This window comes from Thiogranum longum, assembly GCF_004339085.1.
GTDB classification, from domain to species: domain Bacteria; phylum Pseudomonadota; class Gammaproteobacteria; order DSM-19610; family DSM-19610; genus Thiogranum; species Thiogranum longum.
Genome location: NZ_SMFX01000001.1, coordinates 2,785,158 through 2,804,508, shown reverse-complemented (window position 1 = coordinate 2,804,508; position 19,351 = coordinate 2,785,158). Strand labels below are relative to the sequence as shown.

Genomic DNA, 19,351 nt, shown 5'->3' with positions numbered 1-19,351 from the left:
CTAAATTGGTTTACGATAGTAAATGTTCGAATGCAGTATTCTTCAATGCGTCTTCTATCTCTGAATAGTTTTCGATGATATCTCTTAGTGAGTCAGGATTAATCTTTACCAGGTCAGAGTGTAGTGGCGACTCATTGTGTAGCCCGAGAAAAGGAAGTATACGCTCTGATTCCTTCTCCCTGTCGGCTGAAAAATTTTCGTAGCTAACTTCAAGGTATGGTGCGCTGGAAAATATATTTCGCATGCGCTGAATCTGACCAGCCCGTTTCTCCAGTTGCGCCAATGTTTCAGCAGGGTCGAGGCGGATCGTTACAATCTTTATTGTGTCCCCGGTGCGAGGATGATGCATCTTGTGTAGAGGTGCAGTAATAGTTGAAATATAGGTTTTTAAGATATTTTCGCGTACGAGATGTATCACTTTAAGTTGTTCTGACTGAAGCAGCTTTACAAGTTCCGGGTATTGCTCTGCCTGTGCATAGATTAGTCGAAATCCTTTAACGCTCTTGTCAGGGGGTGAAGCAAAAATCTCATCATTCAGGAACCCCCTGATCAGATCCACGCGCTGAAAATGAAACTGAAGACGTCTTGTCAGATTTGCTGTGCGGTAAAGAAAGAACGTGCCACTATGGTGGTCGGGGGTAGGATTTTTGATGCGCCTTTCTTGCCCAAAAGCCCGTTTTACGCAAGATACATCTGGGTGGCTGGTCAGGGCATCAATAAGTAGTGTTGTGCCTGAGCGGCGATCGGAAAGTATAACGAATTTTTCCATTGTAAAATTTAACCTTGAATGCCTGTTTGGAAAATCTTTTACAGTTCGAGTTTAACTATAACCAAAATCCGGATTAAGCTGCTTCATGCACTTATCGAGATACTTTATGTCACTATTGCCGATATAGTTCATGTAGCTAGGAAGGTCCCACTTCTGCTCTACGGCAGAATCTTCTGTATAGGAGTTTAATTGAGGCCCTAATCCTGGGAGCTGTTCGTTTTCTATCAGTCTTGTAGTGTCGCTAATATTCTTCAGCGAGCCGGCCAGGATTTTGCTGTCAATCGGCGTATCCAGAAAGTTGAGAGTACGTTCAATTTCAGGTTGGGTATTTGCCAGATAATCCTCGTACCGAGTCAACATAAACTTTTTATATGTGTGACGTAATCCATACCCGGCATTCATGAAGCGAATGATGCGATCTATACCCATAACAGGGTGCCTGAGAAATTCAGGAAAACTGAGTTCTGCTGCCTCAGCTATGTTTGCCCGTTTTATAACCTGAAAATAATAGGTTAAGGCTACATTTCTTGGATCGCGAACGTGAAGGATAACAGACTTTTTTGCAAGGTTCTCCATCATCTCCCTGGTTTGCTTGAAGCTTGCCGAGCGCGGCATGGCGTGGGTAAAGATTATTCTGGGAACCTGTCTCTTTTTCCCTATTCTGACGAGTGGCGAGAATGTAATTTGGCCATGAGTAGCGTAATAATGGGAATAGTAGTCTGCAAGAGTGTTTTTTATCCAAGTTTTACCGCTTTTGGGGAAAGAAAGCGTAAAATACTCACTGCGATGCCAGAGATAAGCATTATAGATTCTTCGTATCATGGCATGGTCTGCAGAGAGTATCTTATAATGTATTGATATAAAAGAAAAAATACATATATTTTCAACGTGGTACTTCCTTTGCTCTGTTACAGAAATCTAAACGCTGTGATATCACAAAAAATTATATCACCGGGTTATTTCGGCCTAGGCATGAGAAACATTATCCTACGCAGGTATCCTCACGAGTAATCAAGTACTAAACATAAAAAATCCTTAAAGATCCTTAAAGGCTTATTGTGATTTTATATTAATAATATAATACTTTCGTTTTTGCTAGGCTGCATCAAGCAGGTTCGTAATTATCAAAACCATGTTAATAAACAATACTGCCTAGCTAATCGGGTGAAACGTGGCTGGTTTTAGATTCTAGGGATAAGGACATAGAGTATTCGTTATGTCAGTAAGCATTGTAGGCAGTAAGGTATATTGGGTTGATCCTTGGAAGAACTTGTTCTTGCTTGGCGTAGCAATTGTTTTCTTGTTACTTGCATTCAGAGAGCAGTTCGATTACCTGCTGTATATGTGGTTTAACAAGGAGGAATACAGCCACGCGGTAATGATCCCATTTATTAGTGCCTTTCTGATCTGGCAAAGGGTAGACAGATTGCGGCAAATGCCATTTGAGGGGTCATGGACCGGATTCTGGGTGGTATTGGCAGGTGTCGTGCTGATGTTTCTTGGCAGGCAGAGCGCGCTGGCTGTTCTCGTTAATTATGGGATGCTGGTTACGTTATTCGGCCTGGCACTTGGTTATTTGGGGTGGCAGGCCTTCAAGGTGGTGTTTGTCCCGCTTCTGATCCTGTTCTTCATGATACCGCTGCCGGGCTTTATCTACGTTGGGCTGTCTAACAAGTTGCAGCTGGTTTCTTCCGAAATCGGGGTATGGTTCATCCGGCTGTTCGGGATCAGCGTTTACCTGGAAGGTAATGTCATTGACCTGGGTTCGTACAAGTTGCAGGTTGTCGAAGCATGCAGCGGGCTACGTTACCTGTTTCCGCTGGTCACGCTGGGATTCATTGCAGCCTATTTCTTCCAGGGCGCACTCTGGAAGAGGCTTCTGATTTTTATCTCGAGCTTCCCTATCACGGTCCTGATGAACAGTTTCAGGATTGGTCTTATCGGTGTCACAGTAGAGTACTGGGGTATTGAGATGGCCGAAGGCTTTCTGCACGACTTCGAGGGCTGGGTGGTATTTATGTCCTGTCTACTCGTGCTGGTCGCAGAAATGTGGATACTTACCAAGATAGGGTCTGAGCGCAAGACGCTGAGGGAGGCATTCGGTCTCGAATTCCCAAGCCCTCCGGAAGAGGGTATTCCATTTGTTAAGCGCAAGCTTTCATACCCTTTGATGGCTAGCGCAGTCATTCTTGCATTTATTGCGTCGTTATCGGTTTTGATGCCTGATAAGGTCGAGGAGATTCCTGCACGCAAGTTATTTGCCGAGTTCCCGTCACATCTGGGTGAATGGCGGGGAAAGCTTAACCCGCTCGAACAGATATATATAGATGCACTCCGTTTTGATGATTACGTACAGACTCAGTATGTAAACTCTGAACAGGATAGAGTCGGATTGTTTGCAAGTTATTACGCGTCGCAGATAACAGGAAATATGCCGCATTCGCCCCGGGCATGTCTTCCCGGTGGTGGCTGGAATATTGTCGACTTGAAACAGAAGGTTATCAGCAATGTCCAGCCGGTAGGGAGCATTCAGGTCAACCGGGTTATTATCCAGAATGGTGAGTACCGGCAGTTAGTTTATTACTGGTTCCAGCAGCGTGGCAGATATATTAGTAGTGAGTACCTAGTGAAATGGTATGTTTTCTGGGATTCACTCGTTAGAAATCGTAGTGATGGTGCCTTGGTTCGGTTGACTACTTTTATCCCTCCAGGCGAGAAAATTGAAGAAGGTGACAAGCGGCTGGAAGCTTTTGCCAGAGAGTTGGTGCCTGTGTTGAAAGAGTACATACCTGATTAGTGGGGTGGAAGTGCAAGCCTGACAGGTCGCGTGTAGCGGTTCTGAATGATCCGCCTGTATGAAATTTCGACTTGTGGTATCGGTAGGCTGGAAATTCTTATGTTGTTGTTTTCTGGGTTTTTAATTTCGCTGGTATTGACCATGATGCTGATACCGCCACTGATGCGTATGGCGGTGCGGCTTTCTGTCGTTGATACTCCGAATGAAAGAAAGGTGCACACTGGCGTAATTCCACGTATCGGTGGTATGGCAATGGTGGTCGGTGCCTGTATCCCGATTCTGTTATGGCTACCGCATAGCCAAACCATCGTATCTTTTCTGTATGCACTACTTATTCTGCTGGTCTTCGGCGCCTGGGATGACAGTAAGGAAATCAATTACAAACTGAAATTCCTGGGCCAGTTTCTTGCGGTCAGCGTAGTGGTATTCGGCGGAAATCTGAATATTGCAATTTTCCCCTTTGCCGGTATGGATCCGGTGCCGATGTATTTGTCTGTTCCCGTTACAATCATATTTCTTATAGGTGTGACTAACGCGGTAAACCTTTCTGACGGCCTTGATGGTCTGGCCGCAGGTGTGGGATTGCTTTCACTTGGCGCCATTGCACTATTGGCGCAGCTGGGGGGTGGTCAGGAAATTGTCTTGATATGTTTTATTGTGGCAGGAACCATTTTTGGTTTCCTGCGCTACAACACTTACCCTGCTCGCATATTCATGGGGGATACCGGTAGCCAGTTTCTGGGATTCACGATCGGTGTGTTATCGATCATCCTCACCCAGCAGGTCAACACAGCGCTGAATCCCCTGCTTCCACTATTCCTGGTGGGCCTGCCTATTGTCGATACGCTATTTGTAATGTCCAAAAGGATCAGCGAAGGGCGCTCACCTTTCGCCGCTGACAAAAACCACATGCACCATCGTCTGCTTGCTCTGGGTATGGCCCACTACGAAGCGGTCAGCGTAATCTATATTTCCCAGCTGATATTTTTGCTGGCAGCATTCCTGCTCCGCTATCAGTCGGATGTGGTGGTGTTTCTGGCGTACCTCGGGCTAACGGGCGTGTTGCTCGGTGGGCTGTTGTTATTACAGGCCAAGAAGCCGGAAGCCGGTTGGGAGCGGCTCACCCGGAATATCTCCCGACTGGACCGCAGTAGCAAGCTCCGGGATTGGGCGCTTCGGGCTGTAGGCTGCGGGGTACCAGCCTACCTGTTGGTCGGTACACTTCTGATACCGGATGTGCCGACTGACATCGGCCTTGGCTCGTTGGCACTACTGATTATATTGCTTGTCAGGCTGGCATGGGCGCCGCATTTGCGGTTTATCTCATTGCGTCTGCTGGTTTTTCCGGGTATCGCTTTTGCCCTCTATCTCGGACTGCGCGACCCGGAGGCTACCGCGTTGTTGTCGCCGGTTGTGAGTATCGGCTTACTTATTGTACTGTTGGCGCTTATGTTGTTTGTTATCCGATCGACAAAAGATCAGGCATTTCAAACAACTCCGACGGATCTGTTGGTTATTGCACTGGCAGGTGGTACGGGTGTGCTGTATCAGCAGGGTATGATTGAAGCAACGCTGGTGCCGGTAGTGCTCGGTATTGTGGTGCTGTTCTACGCGGCAGAGCTGATTATGCGAAACATGCGAAAGACCTGGAACTGCTTTACGCTGGGTATGGTGCTTGTTTTAACAGTGCTGTCATTGAAGTTACTGTAAAATCCGGATTCGCAAGAGGTAAGTGTTTTGGCCAGGAAAGAAAAAAATAAAGTGGCGCTCATTACCGGTATCACAGGTCAGGATGGCGCGTATCTCGCAGAATTTCTCCTTAAAAAGGGCTACGAAGTCCACGGAATCAAGCGTCGCGCCTCTTCCTTTAATACAGACCGCATTGATCACCTGTACCGGGATCCGCATGAGTCGGACCGCAAATTTATACTTCACTATGGCGACCTGACCGATTCCACCAACCTGATCAGAATAATCCAGGAAGTCCAGCCGGATGAGCTGTATAACCTTGCGGCCCAAAGTCATGTGGCAGTATCGTTTGAAACACCGGAGTACACGGCCAACTGTGATGCATTGGGTACGTTGCGTCTGCTGGAGGCTATCAGGATCCTGGGTCTTGAGAAAAAGACAAAGTTCTATCAGGCCTCGACCAGTGAACTGTTTGGCAAGGTGCAGGAAATTCCCCAGAAGGAAACTACACCTTTTTATCCGCGTAGTCCTTACGCCGTGGCCAAGATGTATTCCTACTGGATCTGCGTCAACTATCGTGAGGCGTATGGGATCTATGCCTGTAACGGTATTCTGTTTAACCATGAGTCACCCCTGCGTGGTGAAACCTTTGTAACCCGCAAGATTACGCGTGCTGTTGCACGCATCAAGCTCAAGCTCCAGGACAAGTTGTATCTCGGCAACCTGGATTCAAAACGTGACTGGGGCCATGCCCGGGATTACGTCAAGATGCAGTGGTTGATGCTGCGGCAGGATGAGCCTGATGACTATTGTATTTCCACCGGCGTTCAGTATTCCGTACGTGACTTCGTCAATGCCGCTTTCAAGGAAGTCGGTATCTCCGTTCGGTGGGAAGGACAGGGTAAAGACGAGAAAGGCTATGATGCCGAGACCGGTGCGTTGCTTGTAGAAGTTGATCCGCGTTACTTCAGGCCGACCGAGGTCGAAACTCTGCTGGGTGATTCCACCAAGGCAAAAGAAAAACTGGGCTGGGTGCCAGAGATTACCCTGGACGAGATGGTAGCCGAGATGGTGCGGGGTGATCTCAGGATTGCCGAGCGTGATGAGCTGTGTCGCCGTGAAGGCTTCGAAACGTTTGAGTACAACGAATAGACAGTGCTGATGGATAAGGGCGACAAGATATATGTGGCAGGCCACCGCGGCCTGGTGGGTTCGGCAATCGTGCGGCGCCTGCAGGCCGATGGGTATGACAATCTACTGTTGCGTACCAGCAAAGAACTGGATCTTCGTGAGCAGGCTGCAGTGAGGGCGTTCTTCGCTGAGAAGAAACCGGATTACGTGATCCTGGCTGCAGCAAAGGTTGGCGGCATTCTGGCTAACGACACCTACCCGGCAGACTTCATCTATGACAACCTCATGATGGAGGTGAACATTGTTGAAGCAGCTCACCGCCACAACACGAAAAAACTCCTGGCCCTGGGTAGTACCTGTATCTATCCCCGAATGGCGCCGCAGCCGTTAAAAGAAGAGTACCTGTTGACAGGGCCGCTGGAGCCGACGAATGAGTGGTATGCCGTCGCTAAAATCGCAGGCATAAAGCTTTGCCAGGCTTACCGGCGGCAATACGGTTGCAGTTTTATTGCGGCCATGCCAACCAACCTCTATGGGCCGGGTGATAATTTTGATCTCAAGAATTCCCACGTTCTTCCGGCATTGATCCGGAAGTTCCATGTGGCCAAAGAGAATGGGGATGCCTCCGTCACGCTGTGGGGCACCGGGAAACCCTTGCGTGAGTTTCTGCATGTTGATGATTTGGCTGACGCTTGTCTCTTTCTCATGGAAAATTACGATGATGAAGAGATTATAAATATTGGCGTCGGTGAGGATCTGAGTATCGCTGAGCTTGCCGGCATTGTTCGCGATGTCGTGGGTTTTGAGGGGGAGATTGTGTACGATGCGTCAAAACCTGACGGAACGCCACGCAAGCTGGTGGATGTGAGCAAGATAACCGGGCTTGGGTGGCATGCCAAAACAGGGTTGCGCGACGGGGTGGCGCAGACCTATCAATGGTTCCTGGATAATCAGGCGGAGTTGAGAGGGGTGGGGTGATTTTTACGCACTTGTCATTGCGAGCGCAGCGCGGCAATCTCTTACAGTCTGGTGCCAGACCTAAAAAGATTGCCGCGCTCCGCTCGCAATGACGAATCAAGTATTCCCTTGAAATTAAATATTCCATAATAAGATCTGGAGATAAAGCATGAAGGTATTCAACAGCCTGTTACAGAAGCTGCTAATTGTTGCCCTGACGGTGGGCGTACTGTCTGCCTGTGGTGGTAAGGAAGAGCGCAAGGCCAAGTACCTTGAGCGAGGCAAAGCGTATCTGGCAGAGAAAAATTACGACAAGGCAAAAATAGAGTTCAAGAATGTCTTGCAGATCGACCCCAAGGACGCCAAGGGTTATTTGTTCCTGGGACAGGTCGAAGAAAAGCAGAAAAACTGGCCAAAATCTTTTAGTGCATACAAGAAGGCCCTGGAGCTTGACCCTGAGCTGGTTGAGGCACGGATTCGTCTGGCAAACTTCTACCTTGCGCAGGCATCTGTTCTGAAAGGGAGAAAGGACGAGACGGGTGCCGCCAATGCGTTGGGCCTGGTCCAGGAGCAAATCAAGGAAATCCGTGCAAGAGAGCCAGAAAATCCCGAGCTGCTGACGCTGGAGGCAACACTGTGGCTCAATGACGGAGAGAAAGAAAAGGCGATATCGCAGCTGGAAAAGGTCATTCAGCGCGAGCCGGGTCTGCAGCAAGCGGCGATACTTCTGTCCGGTCTTTATGACCAGGCGAAGCGGGCGGATGATGCAGAGGTTGTTCTGGTCAATGCAATCAAAGCCAGCACAGAACCCGTGGTTTTGCAGCAGCGACTGGCCGCACATTATATAAACCAAAAACGGAATGACAAGGCAGAAGAAGTACTGCGCCAGATCGTAGATGAGAATCCCGACGAATTGAATTACCGTGTTACTCTGGCTTCATTTCTGAGTCGGATCGAGCAGAACGACAAGGCTGAGCAGGTTCTGGCTAAGGCAATTGCAGCCGACCCGGAAGACGTCCAGCGCTACCTGTTGCTGACAGAGTTTCTGTCGTCGCGCAGGAGTAAAGAGGCGGCCATCGAAAAACTCAAGCAGTTTGTTCAGCAACATCCTCACATGACAGAATTGCAGTTGTCTTTGGTAAAGCTTTATTTGACTAATGAGCAAAAAGACGAGGCCAAACGGGTATTACAGGCCCTGATCGATAGTCAGGGTCTTGAGCCTGCCGGCGTGAGGGCGCGCGTCGTGCTGGCGCAGATTCTTGCAGGCGACAATACCAACGATAAACGAGTATCTACCTTGTTGAAAGAAGTGCTGGATAAAAACCCTCGTGACAATGATGCCTTACTGTTAAAAGGCAAGCTTGCAGCTAGCAACAAGGACTACACTGGTGCCATCAACAGTTTCCGTTCCGTCCTGAAGGACCAGCCAAACAATGCGAAGCTGCTACTGCAGCTTGCGGCTGCGCATCTGGCAAACAAGGAAAGGGAGCTGGCCCTGGATACTTTACGCCGGGGTGTGGAGAGTAATCCGAAAAGCCCAGAGTTACGCCTGTCCATGGCTCAGCTGCTTGCCCAGAATGGCGACATTGATAGTGCTCTTGAACAGCTGGATGTCATACTTAAAGTTGATAAATATAACCAGCCGGCGTTGAAGGCCAAGTTCGGTTTACTGTCACGTAAGGGTGACTCGGACGGTATGGAAGAAGTCACTAAACTGATGCAAGAAGGTGCGCCTGAAAGTGAAGATGGTTATGTGCGAGAAGCACGCCTGCGGTTTGCTCAGAAAGATTTTGAGACTGCTATAGATATTTTGGACAAAGTGCTGGCGAAAAACCCGAAAAGTGTTGCGGCGCTAATGGCAAAGTCCGACATACTGGCTGCGCAGAAACGTTACGCGGAGGCAATCAATGTGGTTGACCAGCTCATAAAGATTCGTCCAGACTATGCGGAGGGCTATTACCGCAAGGGTCGGTTACTAGCTGAGCAGGGCGATATGAGTGCTGCAATCAGCCAGTATGAAACGGCATCTGAAAAAGCACCCGACTCAGTTGACGTGCTCACTGCGCTGGTAACCCTTCAGGTGAAACAGGGGCAGATAGAGCAGGCCAAACAACACCTGCAGACTATTTTGCAAGAAAGCCCTGAGCACAAATCAGCGAATGATTTACTTGGCATGGTCTATATGGCCAGGAAGGATTTCGCTGGTGCTGAAACAGCTTTCAGGAAGCAACTTGAAATTAACCCAAACAGTTCCACCGTCTACCAACAGCTGGCGCAGGCGCGTATGGCAAAAGGAGATCTTGCTGGTGCGGCACAGGCATATGAAGACGGACTGAAACAGTTACCTGACGATCCCGGCTTGTTGATCGGCCTGGCCGGAGTGCGTGAGAAACAGCAAGACTACGATGCCGCCATCGCTGCTTACAAAAAGGTACTCGAAAAACAGCCAGGCAACGCTGTAAGCACCAACAACCTCGCCGCCCTACTCGCCGACCACCGCAGCGACGAAGCAAGCCTGGCCAAAGCAGTTGAATTGGCCGCTACGCTGGAAAAAACCAACCAGCCCGCTTTCCTCGATACCGCCGGCTGGGTCTACTACCGTAAAGGTGACTACAACAAGGCTGTCGCGATTCTCAAGACCGTAGTTGAGAAGGCGCCCCAGGTCCCTGTCTTCCAGTACCACCTTGGTATGGCGTACTACAAACAGGGCAACAAGGACGCCGCGCGCGAGCATCTTGAGAAGGCGACAAGTGGCGATTACGAGTACCAGGGCATCGATGAGGCCCGTGCCACGCTCAAGACATTGTAAAAAATAGCCTCATCGCTCGTTCTTCAGAATGGGCGATGAGGCTAAAGTCCTGAAAAAATCTGCCGAAAATCATAGTCATGCCGCAACACGGATAGATCGGCGTGGATTTTCACTTCTGCTCCGATCTGTCAGACTGGCCGACATTCCTGCGTAGCGTTATAGTCAGCAGCCTGTTTCCGCGTGGCGCCGCAGGCTATCACCAGCGCGCCACAACAACACTCGGACGATCACTGGATGGATAACATCGGGGTAATCAGTTACGCAGTCGGTGCCGTGGTTTTCCTGGTCACGGCGCTGGTGCTGATGACCGGCCAACGTAACCGGCCGCACAAGACTGCGCTGATGCTGGCCTCGTGGGTCAGCGCCTTGTGGATGGGAGCGACAGCAGTAACGACCCACGGCGACAAGCCGGCAATCCTGTCTTATCTGCTCGAACCCTTGCGAGATCTGTTTCTGCTTGTCTTTGTTGTGCGTGTGCTCAGTGCGGCATATACGGATGTCAAAGAGTCCTCCGCTTATTTCCGGCGCACGGTCAGCATGCTTTCCGGCTTCACCCTGCTGCTTACAACACTGGTCATGTACCGTGGTGTGTCCGGTAGTGCATCCACTGTTTTTGCCGGCATCGATCTTTTGCCTGCCGGGTTCCTCGTTATGGCCGTTGTGGGGCTCGCGCTTGTCGAGCAGCTTATCCGTAACGCAAGGCCAGAATCCCGCCGCTCGGTGAAATATCTTTGCATTGGTCTCGGCGCTATCTTCGCCTACGACTTTTACCTCTACTCGCACGCCTTGCTGTTTGGCGGTGTTGACCCGCTGCTCTGGGAGGCGCGTGGTTTTATCAATGCCATCGTGGTTCCCGTCATCGGCGTGGCCGCAGTCCGTGATCCGCAATGGTCACTGGATATTTTTGTTTCACGCCGTGTTGTGTTCCATACCGCCGCACTACTGGGTTCCGGCCTGTACCTGCTGGCGATGGGCGTTGGCGGTTACTTCATCCAGCAGTATGGCGGGACCTGGGGCACAGTGGCCCAGGTTATTTTCCTGTTCGGCGCTGTCCTTATGCTTATGGTATTGCTGTTTTCCGGGCAGCTGCGCGCCAGGCTCCGGGTCTTCATTAACAAACATTTCTTCCACTACAAGTTTGAATACCGTGAAGAGTGGCTGCGCTTTATCTACACACTGACATCATCCGAGCCGGATGAAAAACTCCGCGAGCGAACCATCAAGGCACTTGCCGAGGTGCACGAATGCCCCGGTGGCGCCCTGTGGCTCTACCGTGAGGCGGGACAATACCGCCCGGTAGCCAACTGGCAGATGTCGGTCGACAACAATGACATGATGGTGGGGGGAGACAGTACACTGGTCCATTACATGCGTGACCAGGAGTGGATCATCAACTGTGAGGAATACCGCCTGTCACCGCATACCTACAAGGACCTGCAGTTGCCGGCGTGGCTGGACAGGGTCGAGGATGCCTGGCTGATTGTGCCGCTGATATTTCATGACAGGTTATCCGGCTTCATTGTGCTTGCCCGTCCCCAGATGACGCACTCCATGAACTGGGAGGATTACGATCTGCTCCGGATTATGGGCCGGCAGTCGGCCGCGCATCTTGCACAGCTGGACGCGGCGCAGGCCTTGTCACAGGCGCGTCAGTTCGAGGCCTGCAGCCGCCTGTCGGCCTATGTGATGCACGATCTCAAGAATCTGATCGCACAACTGTCACTGGTGGTGTCCAATGCGGCGCGACACAAGAACAATCCACAGTTTATGGAAGATGCCATCCAGACGGTCGAAAACTCGGTAGACAAGATGAACCGCCTGTTGACCCAGCTACGGGCAGCCCGGGACCCCCAGGAAAACCTTGCCCTGGTCGATGTCTGCGAGACGTTGGGCGGTGTGGTTAAAATGATGTCGGCGGGCAAGCCGTTGCCCAAACTCGATTGTCAGGCCACGGGGCTGCAGATCCAGTCCGACCAGGACCGGTTCGGTGCCGTGATCGGTCATGTGGTGCGAAATGCCCAGGATGCGACACCGGATGACGGAATGGTGATTGTCAGACTATTCAAACAAAACGATTATGCGGTGATCGAAGTGCAGGATACCGGGGAGGGTATGGATGAGACCTTTATTCGCGATCGTCTGTTCAAGCCGTTTGATACTACCAAGGGAAAATCCGGAATGGGAATAGGAGTTTACGAGACCCGTGAATTTATACGCAGTCTCGCCGGAGAGGTTGAGGTATTGAGTCGCGTCAACGAGGGGACGACCTTCAGGTTGCGAATACCGATTAGCGAAGAGCTAAAAAATAGTGTAAAGTCGTCCGACAATAGCAATAGCGGAAGGGCAGATGACCACCGACTCAAGGAAATTGCTGGTTATTGAAGACGACCCGGGATTACAGACGCAGCTCAAATGGTGTTTCGAAGGTTACGACGTCATTATCGCGGGAGATCGCGAATCCGCTCTCGCCGAAATTGAAAAACACCATCCCCCTGTCGTAACGCTGGATCTTGGCTTGCCGCCCGATGCGGAAGGCACCCGTGAAGGCTTCCATGCGCTGGAAGATATCCTCGCCCATTCACCTCATACCAAGATCATTGTCGTGACGGGCAATAACGACCGTCAGCATGCACTCCAGGCCGTGAGCATGGGGGCCTACGATTTTTTTTATAAACCCATCGACGCCGACCTGCTTGGCTTTATCGTCAATCGCGCCTACCGCTTGCGCGAAATCGAGGATGAAAATCAGCGCCTGCATGTGACGGGTGGTGAATCACCCCTGGAAGGCGTTATCACCGGTAGCCCGCAGATGCTCAAGATGTGCCGGACCGTGGAGAAGGTCGCGCCGGCCGATGCGACGGTATTGGTGCTCGGTGAATCCGGCACCGGCAAGGAGTTGATTGCACGCTCCATTCACACGCTCAGTGGCCGTGCCGATGAACGCTTTATAGCGATCAATTGTGCGGCAATACCCGAGAACCTGCTGGAAAGCGAGTTGTTCGGTTATGAGAAAGGTGCCTTTACCGGTGCGGTGAAGACAACGCCCGGCAAGATTGAGACTGCAAACGGCGGCACGCTGTTTCTTGATGAGATTGGCGATATGCCGATGCCGTTGCAGGCCAAGTTGTTGCGCTTTCTGCAGGAACGGATTATCGAACGTGTCGGTGGCCGGCAGGAAATCCCGGTCGATGTGCGTGTGATCTGCGCGACCCACAAGGACCTGCCGCAACTGGCGCGGGAAAGCAGCTTTCGTGAGGATCTGTACTACCGTATCAGTGAAATCACCGTCCGTATCCCGGCATTGCGCGAACGGGAAGGCGATACGCTGTTACTGGCGCGCGTGTTCCTGGAGAAATTCAGTAAACAGATGGGCAAGCAGCAGCACCGCCTCAGCAAGGACTCGCTGGCCGCAATCGAAGCGTATCCCTGGCCGGGCAATGTGCGTGAGCTGGAAAATCGCGTCAAGCGTGCCGTCATCATGGCCGAGCACAAACAGATTTCAGTGTCCGACCTGGAACTGGGCGGGGCCGGTGTCGATGATACACGCACCTTCAATCTGCGCGAGATTCGTGAACAGGCAGAGCGTCAGGCTATCGTGCGCGCCATGGGTCACGTGGGCGGCAAGATCTCCCAGGCGTCCGAGCTACTCGGTGTCAGCCGCCCGACCATGTACGACCTGATCAAAAAATACAACCTCAAGTAATCCCCTCCATACCGTCATTGCGAGCGCAGCGCGGCAATCTCCCACAGTCTGGTGTCAGATTCAAAAAGATTGCCGCGCTGCGCTCGCAATGACGGGGTTTATGGCTGTCAGGGTTTTTGAACTTTCCTGATGACCTCAAGAAATTCATCCGGTTTCTTGAAGCCCACCACGCTCAAGTCTTTCCTTTCCTGTCCTTTCGCATCAAAGAACAGAATGCCCGGTGGCCCGAACAGTCCGAAGCGTTTCAGCAGTGCCTTGTCGTCGTCGTTGTTCTCGGTCACGTCCGCCTGCAGCAAAACAAAGCTTTCCAGCGCCTGCTGCACACGGGCATTGCCGAAGGTGTATTTTTCCATTTCCTTGCAACTGACACACCAGTCGGCATAGAAGTCGACCATGACCGGTTTGCCGGCGCGTGCCGCCGCATCGAGTTCACGCTGCAGGTCCGCGAGCGAGTGAATTTGTTTGAAGGAAATCTCGTGGGCCTGTACGGCAATAGCCTGGTTGCCGCCACCACTGCCGATACCCGCCAGCGGGCGCAGTGGATCACTACCGCCGCTGGCGGCGCCGACCAGTAACAGTACGCCATAGGCCAGTGACAGGAGACCAACACCTTTCCACAGGCGTGACCAGCCGGTGGCTTCAACCGGGAGACCATCCGCAGCGTGCAGGTAAACCGCGGAAACAATCAATAACGCGGACCACAAGGCCAGCGTCAGTGACGGCGGCAGTATGCGCTCCAGCAGCCAGATCGCGACGGCCAGCATCAGTACACCGAATACAGCCTTGACCCGATCCATCCAGGCGCCGGCTTTGGGCAGTAATTTACCGGCGCCGATGCCGATGGCGATCAACGGTGCGCCCATGCCCATGCTGAGGGTAAACAATGCCAGCCCGCCAAGTACGGCGTCGCCAGTCTGGCCAATGTAGATCAGTGCGCCGGCCAGGGGTGCAGCCACGCAGGGGCCGACAATAAGTGCCGACAGGAAACCCATAATAGCGACACCAACAAGGCTGCCGCCCTGCTGACGGTTGCTGACGCTGGAAAGCTTGTGCTGAATGAATGACGGCATCTGTAGTTCATAAAAACCGAACATGGAGAATGACAGCAGTACAAACACAGTCGCAAAAGCTACCAGTATCCAGGTGTTCTGGAAGGCGGCCTGCAGGTTCTCGCCGAACAGGCCTGCAACCACACCCGCCACGGTATAGGTGGCCGCCATGGCCAGCACGTACACCAGCGACAGGACGAAGCTCTTGCGAACGGTAATCGATGAACCCTGGCCGACTATGATCGAAGACAGTATGGGGATCATCGGGAACACGCAGGGTGTTAATGACAGCAACAGCCCGAAGCCAAAAAATGCCAGCAGCGTTGCGATCATGTCGCCGTCAGCCAGGCGTCGTGCAATGGCGTCCTGCTCGCTGAGAGAGGTGGTTGCTGGCTTGCCGGCAGGTTTGTTGTCAGCTGGCGCGGTTGCGGCGGCACTGCTGCCGTCGGCAGGTGGCAGCATCAGCTCGATATGTTTACTCATCGGCTGGTAGCAGACACCCGCTTCTGCACAACCCTGGTATTTCACTACCAGGGTGACCGGTGTGGCGGGACCGGCTTCGCGTCGCAGGGCCAGAGGTACATCCACCACTTCGTGATACACCTGTATTTCGCCGAAGAATTCGTCCTGTTTCAGTTCGCCCTCGGGCATCTGTACGGGGAGGAGTGAAACGCCTTTTGCAGGTTCAAGTGCGAATTCGAACTTGTCCCGGTACAGGTAATAGCCTTCCGCGATCACCCAGCTGGCGGCTATGTGGTCTGCATCCTTGACCAGTACGTCGACACGGAATGCTTCGTCTGGCGGCAGTAGCGCACTCTCGTCATCAAAACCGAGATCGGTGCCGAGTGCATTCAGTGCGCCAAGCGCTGAACCGGTGCTGGACGTTTGGGCGGCCGCTGCGTCGGGCAGTAGCAGAGATACTGTTCGGGTCTGTGGTGGATAGCAGACACCCATATCCGCGCAGCCCTGGTAGGTGGCCGTAAAATCCAGCTGATTGCCTGCGCCGGCCTGGCGTGTAACGGGAATGTCGATGCGGACCTTTTTGCGGTAGGTTTCGACCGTGCCGAAGACCGGGTCCTTCTTTATTTTGGCGGCGGGAAAGTCTGCCGGCTCCAGTACCGCCTTCCCGTCACCGGCGCTGAATTTGAACTTGTCTTTATAGAGGTAGTATCCGTCAGCGATTTTCCAGTCAGCCTGTATGTGACCGTTGGCGTCAACCGAAGCCTTGAAGGCAAATGCCTCGTCGGGAGGGAGTAATTCGTCGTCACCGAAGAGACCGGCGTGGGCGACCGACATCCAGCCGGCGAGCATCAGGGGTAACCAGTTTTTCATTTTGCCTCGTCAGGGTTTCGTACCCAGTCCAGGTACGCCGGCAAGCCGGCAGTTAATGGGACTGCAATGATTTCAGGAAGTTCGTAGGGATGCAGTGCCCGAATTCGCGTTTCCAGCAAGGGATAGTCGGCCGCACGGGCCTTGATCATGAGCAAAACTTCGGCACTCGACGTTACTTCACCTTCCCAGCGGTAGATCGATTCAATAGCGGGTAACAGATTGACGCAGGCCGCCAGTTGGTATTCCACCAGCGCAGAGGCGATACGACGCCCCGTGTCGGCGTCAGGCACGGTGCAGAACACCAGCTGGATTTCATCCGGCGAAGTCATGGCGAACACGTCATTGCGAGCAAAGCGCGGCAATCTCCCTGGGGCAGGTGCCAGACTTAGGGAGATTGCCGCGCTACGCCCGCAATGACAAGATCTGCGCCCGCAATGACAGGAATATTTCAGTTAACCCGACCCGTTGCCGGGTTACTTGTCGCCGCTCCAATGGCCGGGTATGGTGCCGGCATGAACCCCGTTGGCATCCTGTTTCTGCTGTTTCTGCTTGTTCCCATGGTGGAGATCTATTTCCTGATCAAGGTCGGGAACATCATCGGCGCCATTCCCACCATTGGGCTGGTGGTGTTCACCGCGTTGCTGGGCGCCTTGTTGCTGCGCGTTCAAGGCTGGATGACCCTGCAGCGTGCCCGCCTGAGTATGGCGCAGGGGCAGCTTCCCGCGACCGAGATGATGGAAGGGGTGCTGCTGGTATTCGCCGGTGCACTGCTGCTGACGCCGGGCTTTGTAACTGATTCCATTGGGTTTTTACTGCTGGTTCCGCCTGTCCGTAAGGCGCTGGTTCGCGGATTCATCAGTCGCACCTCGGTGCCGTTTGAGCCGCCCCGAGGGGGCGGTAAACCGCATGAACATGAGCCGCGCACCCTCGAGGGCGAGTACCGCCGCGAAGACGATTAATGCCTCCCGGGCGTATTTCTGCTTGACACTTCAGCGTTGCCGACTATTATTAGCACTCACTCAGGTCGAGTGCTAATAGTCGCTCGAAATATTACCAAGGTATTGAAAGGAGAAAGCTCAGATGAACCTTCGTCCACTTCACGATCGTGTGATCGTAAAACGCATGGAAGAGGAACGTACCTCCCCGGGCGGTATTGTAATCCCGGACTCGGCAGCCGAAAAACCCAGCCGTGGCGAAGTTATCGCTGCCGGCAATGGCAAGCGTAACGACAGTGGTGAAATCATTCCCATGGACGTCAAGGTCGGCGACACGGTGTTGTTTGGCAAGTATTCCGGCACCGAGGTCAAGGTTGAAGGCGACGATCTGCTGGTCATGCGTGAAGAAGACATCATGGCCGTTATCGAGTCCTGATGCGTCCGCAGCTGAACAGAATTGAATAGAGGAAAAGTAAAATGACAGCCAAAGAAGTGAAATTCAGTGATGAAGCCCGCCACCGCATGGTGGCCGGGGTCAATATTCTGGCCGATGCCGTCAAGGTAACGCTGGGTCCCAAGGGCCGCAACGTGGTACTGGACAAGGCGTTCGGCGCCCCCACCGTCACCAAGGACGGCGTTTCCGTGGCCAAGGAAATCGAGCTGGAAGACAAGTTCGAGAACATGGGCGCGCAGATGGTGAAAGAAGTTGCCTCGCAGACGTCCGATATTGCCGGTGATGGCACCACCACCGCAACCGTGCTGGCGCAGGCCATCGTACGCGAAGGTATGAAAGCCGTCGCTGCGGGCATGAACCCGATGGATCTCAAGCGTGGTGTCGACAAGGCTGTGACTGTGGCCGTTGGTCACCTGAAAGAGTTGTCCCAGCCCTGCGCCGATACCAGGGCCATCGCCCAGGTCGGTACCATCTCCGCCAACTCTGACGAGAACATCGGCGAGATCATTGCGGAAGCCATGGAAAAGGTTGGCAAGGAAGGCGTGATCACCGTCGAGGAAGGTTCTTCGCTGGAAAATGAACTGGATGTCGTGGAAGGTATGCAGTTCGACCGCGGTTACCTGTCGCCTTACTTTGTCACCAACCAGCAGAACATGCAGGCCGAGCTGGAAGAACCCTTCGTGTTGCTGTTCGACAAGAAGATCTCCAACATCCGCGACCTGCTGCCGATACTGGAAAACGTCGCCAAGGCCGGTCGTCCGTTGCTGATTATTTCTGAAGACACCGAAGGCGAGGCACTGGCCACGCTGGTGGTCAACAGTATCCGCGGTATCGTCAAGGTCTGTGCCGTCAAGGCACCGGGCTTCGGTGACCGTCGCAAGGCCATGTTGCAGGATATCGCTATCCTTACCGGCGGCCAGGTGATTTCCGAAGAAGTCGGCATGTCACTTGAGAAAGCCACCCTGGACGACCTGGGCAGTGCCAAGCGCATCCTGGTATCCAAGGAAAACACCACCATCATCGATGGTGGCGGTAGCAGTGACGAGATCGAAGCACGCGTTAACCAGATTCGTGCCCAGATCGAGGAAGCGACTTCCGATTACGACAAGGAGAAGCTGCAGGAACGCGTTGCCAAGCTGGCTGGCGGTGTTGCCGTCATCAAGGTCGGTGCAGCTACCGAAGTCGAAATGAAGGAAAAGAAGGCCCGCGTCGAAGACGCCCTGCACGCTACCCGCGCAGCCGTCGAAGAAGGCGTGGTTGCCGGTGGCGGTGTCGCACTGCTGCGCGCCCGCGCTGCAATGGATGACCTGAAGGGTGAAAATCACGACCAGAACATGGGTATCGACATTGCCCGTCGTGCCATGGAAGAGCCGCTGCGCCAGATCTGTTCCAATGCCGGTGATGAAGCGTCCGTGGTATTGAACAAGGTCGTGCAAGGCGATAAGCAGTTCGGTTATAACGCCGCAACCGGCGAGTATGGCGACATGCTGAAGATGGGTATTCTGGATCCTACCAAGGTAACGCGTACGGCACTGCAGAACGCAGCATCCGTGGCGGCCCTGATCATCACCACCGAGGCGATGGTTGCCGAGTTGCCGAAGGATGACTCGGCAGGTGCCGGAATGGGTGGCGGTATGCCGGACATGGGCGGCATGATGTAAGTCGCTCCATCCCGCAGTAACAAAAAAGCCCGCCGAAAGGCGGGCTTTTTTTATGCCTGTACGTT

At 52.9% G+C, this 19,351-nt stretch carries 14 protein-coding genes; 10 read left to right on the top strand and 4 right to left on the bottom strand.

All coding sequences use genetic code 11. From position 1 onward, the window contains the following. Nucleotides 1-10 precede the first annotated feature (10 nt). Together DFR30_RS13615 and DFR30_RS13610 are read right to left on the bottom strand one after the other, a co-directional pair. Nucleotides 11-769 (bottom strand): sulfotransferase, encoded by a 759-nt coding sequence (locus DFR30_RS13615; protein WP_132974149.1) that lies wholly within the window; start codon nt 767-769, stop codon nt 11-13. 51 nt (nt 770-820) lie between these two features. Beyond that, nucleotides 821-1,591: a sulfotransferase domain-containing protein gene (locus tag DFR30_RS13610; protein WP_132974147.1), complete on the bottom strand. Its 771-nt coding sequence runs from the start codon at nt 1,589-1,591 to the stop codon at nt 821-823. A gap of 394 nt (nt 1,592-1,985) precedes the next feature. Between DFR30_RS13610 and xrtD the strand changes: the two genes are divergently transcribed. From xrtD to prsR, 7 genes are all read left to right on the top strand, one after another. Then, nucleotides 1,986-3,566 carry a VPLPA-CTERM-specific exosortase XrtD gene (gene xrtD / locus DFR30_RS13605; protein ID WP_132974145.1) on the top strand — a complete coding sequence of 527 codons (1,581 nt, stop codon included), beginning with the start codon at nt 1,986-1,988 and terminating at the stop codon, nt 3,564-3,566. Nucleotides 3,567-3,665: 99 nt separating this feature from the next. Then, nucleotides 3,666-5,276 (top strand): MraY family glycosyltransferase, encoded by a 1,611-nt coding sequence (locus tag DFR30_RS13600; RefSeq protein WP_165869218.1) that lies wholly within the window; start codon nt 3,666-3,668, stop codon nt 5,274-5,276. Nucleotides 5,277-5,303: 27 nt separating this feature from the next. Then, on the top strand, nt 5,304-6,407 hold the full coding sequence (gene gmd, locus DFR30_RS13595; RefSeq protein WP_132974141.1) for a GDP-mannose 4,6-dehydratase: 1,104 nt from the start codon (nt 5,304-5,306) through the stop codon (nt 6,405-6,407). Between the two features lie 9 nt (nt 6,408-6,416). Then, entirely contained in the window at nt 6,417-7,364 is a 948-nt protein-coding gene (gene fcl, locus DFR30_RS13590) for a GDP-L-fucose synthase (protein ID WP_132974139.1), read from the top strand. 148 nt (nt 7,365-7,512) lie between these two features. Continuing rightward, nucleotides 7,513-10,152 (top strand): tetratricopeptide repeat protein, encoded by a 2,640-nt coding sequence (locus DFR30_RS13585; protein WP_132974137.1) that lies wholly within the window; start codon nt 7,513-7,515, stop codon nt 10,150-10,152. Nucleotides 10,153-10,332: 180 nt separating this feature from the next. Next, a complete protein-coding gene (gene prsK, locus DFR30_RS13580) occupies nt 10,333-12,534 on the top strand; it encodes an XrtA/PEP-CTERM system histidine kinase PrsK (protein WP_132974135.1) in 2,202 nt (733 codons plus the stop codon). Continuing rightward, complete coding sequence (gene prsR, locus DFR30_RS13575; RefSeq protein WP_132974133.1) at nt 12,500-13,855, top strand: PEP-CTERM-box response regulator transcription factor; 1,356 nt, start codon at nt 12,500-12,502, stop codon at nt 13,853-13,855. The genes prsK and prsR overlap by 35 nt, the downstream gene beginning before the upstream one ends. A gap of 107 nt (nt 13,856-13,962) precedes the next feature. Here the strand turns inward: prsR and dsbD are convergent, their stop codons facing one another. Together dsbD and cutA are read right to left on the bottom strand one after the other, a co-directional pair. Next, a complete protein-coding gene (dsbD, locus tag DFR30_RS13570; RefSeq protein ID WP_132974131.1) occupies nt 13,963-16,236 on the bottom strand; it encodes a protein-disulfide reductase DsbD in 2,274 nt (757 codons plus the stop codon). Continuing rightward, nucleotides 16,233-16,598: a divalent-cation tolerance protein CutA gene (gene cutA, locus DFR30_RS13565; protein ID WP_341539295.1), complete on the bottom strand. Its 366-nt coding sequence runs from the start codon at nt 16,596-16,598 to the stop codon at nt 16,233-16,235. Before cutA ends, dsbD begins: the two co-directional genes overlap by 4 nt. A gap of 72 nt (nt 16,599-16,670) precedes the next feature. Between cutA and DFR30_RS13560 the strand changes: the two genes are divergently transcribed. The 3 genes from DFR30_RS13560 to groL all read left to right on the top strand — a co-directional run bounded on the left by DFR30_RS13560 (nt 16,671) and on the right by groL (nt 19,286). Further along, a complete protein-coding gene (locus DFR30_RS13560; RefSeq protein WP_243640742.1) occupies nt 16,671-17,195 on the top strand; it encodes an FxsA family protein in 525 nt (174 codons plus the stop codon). 121 nt (nt 17,196-17,316) lie between these two features. After that, nucleotides 17,317-17,607, top strand: a complete 291-nt coding sequence (gene groES / locus DFR30_RS13555) for a co-chaperone GroES (protein ID WP_132974129.1) — start codon at nt 17,317-17,319, stop codon at nt 17,605-17,607. A gap of 41 nt (nt 17,608-17,648) precedes the next feature. Beyond that, nucleotides 17,649-19,286, top strand: a complete 1,638-nt coding sequence (groL, locus tag DFR30_RS13550; protein ID WP_132974127.1) for a chaperonin GroEL — start codon at nt 17,649-17,651, stop codon at nt 19,284-19,286. Nucleotides 19,287-19,351: the final 65 nt, after the last annotated feature.

Bases quoted from the DNA above. Each gene is read 5' to 3' on its own strand.
- DFR30_RS13615 (WP_132974149.1), bottom strand. From the start codon at position 769: ATGGAAAAATTCGTTATACTTTCCGATCGCCGCTCAGGCACAACACTA.
- DFR30_RS13610 (WP_132974147.1), bottom strand. From the start codon at position 1,591: ATGATACGAAGAATCTATAATGCTTATCTCTGGCATCGCAGTGAGTAT.
- xrtD (WP_132974145.1), top strand. From the start codon at position 1,986: ATGTCAGTAAGCATTGTAGGCAGTAAGGTATATTGGGTTGATCCTTGG.
- DFR30_RS13600 (WP_165869218.1), top strand. From the start codon at position 3,666: ATGTTGTTGTTTTCTGGGTTTTTAATTTCGCTGGTATTGACCATGATG.
- fcl (WP_132974139.1), top strand. From the start codon at position 6,417: ATGGATAAGGGCGACAAGATATATGTGGCAGGCCACCGCGGCCTGGTG.
- DFR30_RS13585 (WP_132974137.1), top strand. From the start codon at position 7,513: ATGAAGGTATTCAACAGCCTGTTACAGAAGCTGCTAATTGTTGCCCTG.
- prsR (WP_132974133.1), top strand. From the start codon at position 12,500: ATGACCACCGACTCAAGGAAATTGCTGGTTATTGAAGACGACCCGGGA.
- dsbD (WP_132974131.1), bottom strand. From the start codon at position 16,236: ATGAAAAACTGGTTACCCCTGATGCTCGCCGGCTGGATGTCGGTCGCC.
- DFR30_RS13560 (WP_243640742.1), top strand. From the start codon at position 16,671: ATGACAGGAATATTTCAGTTAACCCGACCCGTTGCCGGGTTACTTGTC.
- groES (WP_132974129.1), top strand. From the start codon at position 17,317: ATGAACCTTCGTCCACTTCACGATCGTGTGATCGTAAAACGCATGGAA.
- groL (WP_132974127.1), top strand. From the start codon at position 17,649: ATGACAGCCAAAGAAGTGAAATTCAGTGATGAAGCCCGCCACCGCATG.